This is a genomic window from Kitasatospora sp. NPDC059817 (assembly GCF_042731835.1).
Taxonomy (GTDB): domain Bacteria; phylum Actinomycetota; class Actinomycetes; order Streptomycetales; family Streptomycetaceae; genus Kitasatospora.
Map to the genome: position 1 here is coordinate 1 of NZ_JBHWIR010000299.1, position 5824 is coordinate 5824.

Below are 5824 nucleotides of genomic sequence, written 5' to 3' on the forward strand. Positions count from 1 at the left end.
CCCTCAAACGCGCCCAACACCACAACTGGCCACCACCACAACCGGCAACAGTCACCGTCACCCAGCACGACACAACCTAAAGTCACTGGCATTGGACCTAGGTCCTGTCCGGCCGATCTTGCCGGGCCCGCGACTCCGGGCATCCCGCCTGGACGCACGCCCGAATCGCCCAAGTACGACCCAGTACGAGGACGATCCGGGCGCACGCCCAGCCGGGCGCCCAACGCCGCGGGCTGATCCGCCAAGATCGACCGGACAGGACCTAGAGCGAGACCTCCACCAGCAGCGGCCGGTGGTCCGACACCGCCGCGCGCGGCGCCGCCGCCGGGCCGACCGCGGCGCGCGGCACACCGACCGCCAGCACGTGGTCGAACTGCACCGCCGGGCGGTGCGAGGGGTACGTCGGGGTGCGGGCCAGGTCGTACCAGCCCTGCAGCCGGGGGCGGGGCTCGCGCACCCGGCGCCGGCGCGGCTCGGCCAGGGCCGGCCGGGCCCGCCGGGCCGCCCGCAGCTCCCGGACCCGTGCCCGGGGCGCGGTGCGCTCCAGCGCGGTCGCCCCGCCGAGGACGGTGCGCGGCACCGCGCCGACCAGGTTGAAGTCGCCCAGCACCAGGTACGGCTGCGGCAGGTCCGCGATCCACCGCCGGATGCCGGCCAGCTGCGCCATGTTCCACCCGGGGACGAAGGACAGGTGCGCCGCCACCACGGTGAACGGGCCGTGGTCGCCCTCCAGCACGGCCGCCAGCGCCGCCCGCGGCTCGTCCGGCACCGGGGTGAGCCCGCGCCGGCCGGCCACCCGCAGCGGCAGCCCGAACGGAGCCGGGGCGAACCGGCGGGCCCGCCAGTGCCGCACCGGCAGCCGGGTCAGCAGCGCGGTGCCGTACGAGGGCGGGGCGCCGTCGCCGACGTCGCCGGGCCCGTACACCCGCAGGCCGCCGGGCACGGAGGGCACCGGCACCCAGCCCGCGACCGGCGCCGGGCGCCCGTGCAGGGCGGCGGCGAACCGCCAGTCGGCGGCCCCCATGGCTTTGGCGGCCACCGCGGCCTGGTCGGTGCCGCCGGAGCGGGACTGGTGGCGGTCCACCTCCTGCAGGGCCAGTACGTCGGCGTCCAGCGCGGCCACCGCCTCCGCCAGCGGCCCGCCGGCGTCGGCGGGGTAGGGCCGCGGGGCGCCGTCCGGGGCGAGCGGCTGACCGTGCAGCAGGTTGAAGGTGGCGATGCGCAACTGGCTCACACCGCACGACGGTACCCGCTCGCCGGGGGAGGGGGCGCGGCTTGAGCCTGTAGGGCATACCGGGTATACATACTGAGTATGTCCATCCGACACGGTCTGCTCGCCCTGCTCGACCAGGGCCCGCGCTACGGCTACCAACTGCGCACCGAGTTCGAGGCGCGCACCGGCGCCACCTGGCCGCTCAACGTCGGGCAGGTCTACACCACGCTGTCCCGACTGGAGCGGGACGGCCTGGTCGAGCCCGCCGGAGAGGACGACGAGGGCCACCAGTTCTACGCCGTCACCGAGGAGGGGCGCACCGAGCTGCGGGCCTGGTTCGACACCCCGGTGCCCCGGACCAACCCCCCGCGCGACGAACTGGCCATCAAGCTCGCCATGGCCGTCACCGTCCCCGGGGTGGACGTCTCCGCCGTCGTCCAGGGCCAGCGCCGCCACAGCATCAAGGCACTCCAGGACTACACCCGGCTCAAGGGCCGCGCGCTGGCCGGGGAGTCACGGCCCGGCATCGCGCCCTCCGCGAGCAACGACCTGGCCTGGCTGCTCGTCCTCGACCAGCTGATCTTCCAGACCGAGGCCGAGATCCGCTGGCTCGACCACTGCGAGACCCGGCTCCACCAGCACGCGGAGACCGAACAGGCCCGCGCCGCCGAAGCCGCCCGCGACGGCGGCGCCACGGCCGCCCGGCCCGCCCGCCGCCGCTCGCGCACCTGACCGCGTGCGCCTGACCGCGTGCGCCTGACCTCGCCCGCCGTAGCCCACGCACCCGACCCCGCCCGCCGCCGCTGACGCACCTGACCCCGGCGGCCCACCCGAACCATCGGCCCGGACCCGACGCCGAGCCCACCACCAGCACAAGGGGGGAACCATGTCCCACACCGACCCGGCCCGGCAGACGCCGGTACTGCACCTGGAAAACGTCACCCGAGTCCACGGCCAAGGCGCCGCGGAGGTCCAAGCCCTGCGCGGCATCGACCTCAAGGTCCACCCCGGCGAGTTCGTCGCCGTCATGGGCCCGTCCGGCTCCGGCAAGTCGACGCTCCTCACCCTCGCCGGCGGACTGGACACCCCGACCACCGGCCAGGTCCTCGTCGAGGGCGTCGCCCTCGGCGGGCTCAACCGCAAGCGGCTCGCCCAGGTCCGCCGCCGCTCCATCGGCTACGTCTTCCAGGACTACAACCTGATACCGGCCCTCACCGCCGGCGAGAACATCTCGCTGCCGCGCGAACTCGACGGCCTCTCCGCCCGCGCCGCCCGCCGCGAGGCGCTCGCCGCCCTGGAGGAGCTCGGCATCCCCGAGCTCGCCGACCGCTTCCCCGACGACATGTCCGGCGGCCAGCAGCAGCGCGTCGCCATCGCCCGCGCCCTCATCGGCGAGCGCCGCCTCGTCCTCGCCGACGAGCCCACCGGCGCCCTCGACTCCACCACCGGCGAGGCCGTCCTCGCCGTCCTGCGCGCCCGCTGCGACGCCGGCGCCGCCGCCATGATGGTCACCCACGAGGCCCGGCACGCCGCCTGGGCCGACCGCGTGGTCTTCCTGCGCGACGGCCGCATGGTCGACGAGAGCGTCAGCCAGGACGCCGCCAGCCTGCTCGTCAGCGCCGCCACCAACAGCATGAAGGTGGACGAGTGAAGCTCAGCGCCTGGCGGGTCGCCCTGCGCATCGCCCGCCGCGACGCCCTGCGGGCCAAGGGCCGCAGCGCCCTGGTCATCGCCATGGTCGCGCTGCCCGTCCTCGGCGTCACCGGCGCCGACGTGGTCTTCCGCAGCGCCGACCTCGAACCCGCCGAACACGTCGTGCGCGTCATGGGCCAGGCCGCCGGCGAACTGCAGATGGTCGAACGCGGCTCCACCGTCCTCCAGGCGCCCGACCCCGACAAGGGAATGACCACCAAGAGCGCCAAGGACGAGGCGAAGAACGGCGCCGCCCCCCAGTACACCCCCGCCCAGCAGCGCAGCCTCGACACCGAGCCCGCCGAACTGGCGAAGCAGTTGCTCCCGCCCGGCGCCACCCTCGTACCCGAGCGGCAGGGCCCCTACATCGCCGCCGGCAGCTCCCAGGGCCTGCTCAGCACCGGGACCACCGAACTGGACCTCACCGACCCGGTCTGGAACGGCCGCGTCAACCTGGTCAAGGGCCGCGCCCCCGCCACCGACGGCGAAGCCGCCGTCACCCGGGACTTCCTCACCCGCTCCGGCCTCAAGATCGGCGACCGGACCGCCGTCCGCGGCCTGGAGGACAGCCCCTTCACCATCACCGGCGTCGTCGAGTACCCCGGTGAACTGACGGCCACCGAGATCATCGCCCGGCCCGGCACCCTGATCAGCAAGCTCGCCAAGCTCCCCGGCGCCGACCGCAGCCGCAACGCCGGCACCGACGCGCCCACCCGCTGGCTCGTCAAGCTCCCCGCCGGCGCCACCCTCGACTGGCCCAAGGTCACCGAACTGGGCGGCTACGGCTTCGCCCTCGCCTCCCGCGCCGTCCTGCTCGACCCGCCGGCCCGCGCCGACGTCCCCTACTACGTCGAGGCCGACAAGCGCGGCGGCCCCACCCCCGGCTACCTCGACCGCACCTCCGTCGTCATCCTCGCCACCGTCGTCGGCATGGCCCTGCTGGAGATCGTCCTCCTCGCGGGCCCCGCCTTCGCCGTCGGGGCCAGGCGCTCCCGGCGGCAGCTCGGCCTGCTCGCCGCCGGCGGCGGTGAGCGCGCCAACATCCGCGCCGTCGTCCTCGGCGGCGGCATCGTCCTCGGCGTCACCGGCGCCGTCGTCGGCCTCGGACTCGGCATCGGCCTGGTCGCCCTGCTGCGCACCCGGGCCGAGGAGTACGCCGGCCAGCGCTTCGGCCACTTCAACCTCCAGCCGCTCGACCTGCTCGGCGTGCTCCTGGTCGGCCTGGTCACCGGCCTGCTCGCCGCCGTCGTGCCCGCCGTCCAGGCCTCCCGCCAGGACGTCGTCGCCGCGCTCACCGGCCGCGACTCGCTCAAGCCCCCGAGCCGCAGGCTCGCCGTGGTCGGCCTGCTGATGCTCGGCGGCGGCTCCGCGCTCGCCCTGCTCGGCGCCACCAGCGGCTTCGCCAACCGCAGCCTGTCCGTCCTCGGCGGCTCGGCCGTCGCCGAACTCGGCATGGTCGCCCTGACGCCCTACCTGGTCGGCCTGTTCGGCCGGCTCGGCCGCTGGCTCTCGCTCGGCCCCCGGCTCGCCCTGCGCGACTCGGTGCGCCACCGCGGCCGCACCGCGCCCGCCGTCGCCGCCGTGATGGCCGCCGTCGCCGGCACCGTCGCGGTCAGCGTCTACCTCGCCAGCTACGACGAGGGGAACCGCCGCGAGTACACCGCCGCCGCCCCCTCCGGCGCCGTCCTGCTCGGCAGCGGCTGGCTGCCCGCCTCCGAGGGCAATCTGCTGCCGCAGATGCGCGACGCGGTGGAACGCAACATCCCCGCCCTCGGGCCGCGCGCCGACGTCCAGCGCGTCAACTACAAGGGCGACTGCGCCGACGGCGGCAGCCGCTGCGGCTACATCCAGGTCGCGCTGCCCGAGGAACTGCGCTGCCCCGCCCTCGACGACACCGAGCGCAGCACCAGCGAGACGGAGCGCATCCTCGGCACCGACCCGCGCTGCCAGGTCTCGGGCCACCGCGGCAACCAGTTCAGCAACCTCTCCGCGGGCGACGCCACCCTGCTGCACAACCTCTACGGCGTCACCGACCCGGCCGCCGGGCAGGCCCTCGCCGCCGGCAAGGCCGTGGTCTTCGACGCGCGCTACCTCAAGGACGGCAAGATCGCGGTCGAGCTGAACGATCCGATGGAGGAGACCGACGGGTCGTCCCACGGGCCGTCCCCCCGGAAGCGCGGCCACACCGAGATCTCCGTCGACGCCGTCCTCGCGTCCGCGGCGGTGCCGGCCAGCGGCCAGGCCGTGATCAGCCCCGACACCGCCACCCGGCTCGGCCTCACCACCGCCCCGACCGGCTCGGTCTGGCTGCCCGACAGCTCCCCCTCCGACGGCTCCCAGCAGAAGGCCAACGGGGCGCTGGCCAAGCTCACCGACCAGGAGGTCCTCTCGATCGAGCGCGGCTACCAGTCCAGGGCCGACCTGATCGGCCTCGGGCTGTCGATCTTCGCCGGCATCGTCGCCCTCGGCGCGGCCGGAATCGCCACCGGACTCGCCGCCGCCGACTCCCAGCGCGACCTGACCACCCTCGCGGCGGTCGGCGCCGAGCCCCGGATCCGGCGCACGCTGTCCGGCTTCCAGTGCGGGGTGATCGCCGCCATGGGCACCCTGCTCGGCACCGTCTGCGGGATCGTGCCGGCGGTGGCCCTGCGCAAGGTCCAGGGCGCGGCGGCCACCGTCCCCGGGATGCCCGCCGAGATGATCGCCAACAAGTCGGTCGTGGTCCTCCCGTGGCTCACCATCGGGTTCACCGTGGTGGCGCTGCCGCTGCTGGCGGCGGGCCTGGCCGCGCTGCTCACCCGCTCGCGGATCTCCCTGCTGCGCCGCTCCGGCTGAGGTCCGTGCACCCTCCCGGGGCGCCCCGCGCGCGGGGGCGGCGCCCCCCGCCGGGCGGGGCCGGGGGGGCGGGGGCGGGGGGGG

General features: G+C 75.5%; 4 protein-coding genes. 3 read left to right on the forward strand and 1 reads right to left on the reverse strand.

Annotated features, from left to right (window positions below; genetic code table 11):
- Positions 1-262 precede the first annotated feature (262 nt).
- Positions 263-1234: an endonuclease/exonuclease/phosphatase family protein gene (locus ACFV61_RS33740; protein ID WP_380495896.1), complete on the reverse strand. Its 972-nt coding sequence runs from the start codon at positions 1232-1234 to the stop codon at positions 263-265.
- 78 nt (positions 1235-1312) lie between these two features.
- On the opposite strand from ACFV61_RS33740, the gene ACFV61_RS33745 reads away from it, so the two are divergent.
- The 3 genes from ACFV61_RS33745 (at position 1313) to ACFV61_RS33755 (ending at position 5740) form a co-directional block, all read left to right on the forward strand.
- A complete protein-coding gene (locus tag ACFV61_RS33745; protein ID WP_063347909.1) occupies positions 1313-1945 on the forward strand; it encodes a PadR family transcriptional regulator in 633 nt (210 codons plus the stop codon).
- Between the two features lie 154 nt (positions 1946-2099).
- Positions 2100-2864 carry an ABC transporter ATP-binding protein gene (locus tag ACFV61_RS33750; RefSeq protein ID WP_063347908.1) on the forward strand — a complete coding sequence of 255 codons (765 nt, stop codon included), beginning with the start codon at positions 2100-2102 and terminating at the stop codon, positions 2862-2864.
- Positions 2861-5740, forward strand: coding sequence for an FtsX-like permease family protein (locus ACFV61_RS33755; protein WP_380427533.1), 2880 nt, complete (start codon positions 2861-2863; stop codon positions 5738-5740). The genes ACFV61_RS33750 and ACFV61_RS33755 overlap by 4 nt, the downstream gene beginning before the upstream one ends.
- The last annotated feature ends 84 nt before the right edge of the window (positions 5741-5824 follow it).

Coding starts and splice junctions, on each gene's coding strand:
- ACFV61_RS33750 (WP_063347908.1), top strand. CDS start 2,100: ATGTCCCACACCGACCCGGCCCGGCAGACGCCGGTACTGCACCTGGAA.
- ACFV61_RS33745 (WP_063347909.1), top strand. CDS start 1,313: ATGTCCATCCGACACGGTCTGCTCGCCCTGCTCGACCAGGGCCCGCGC.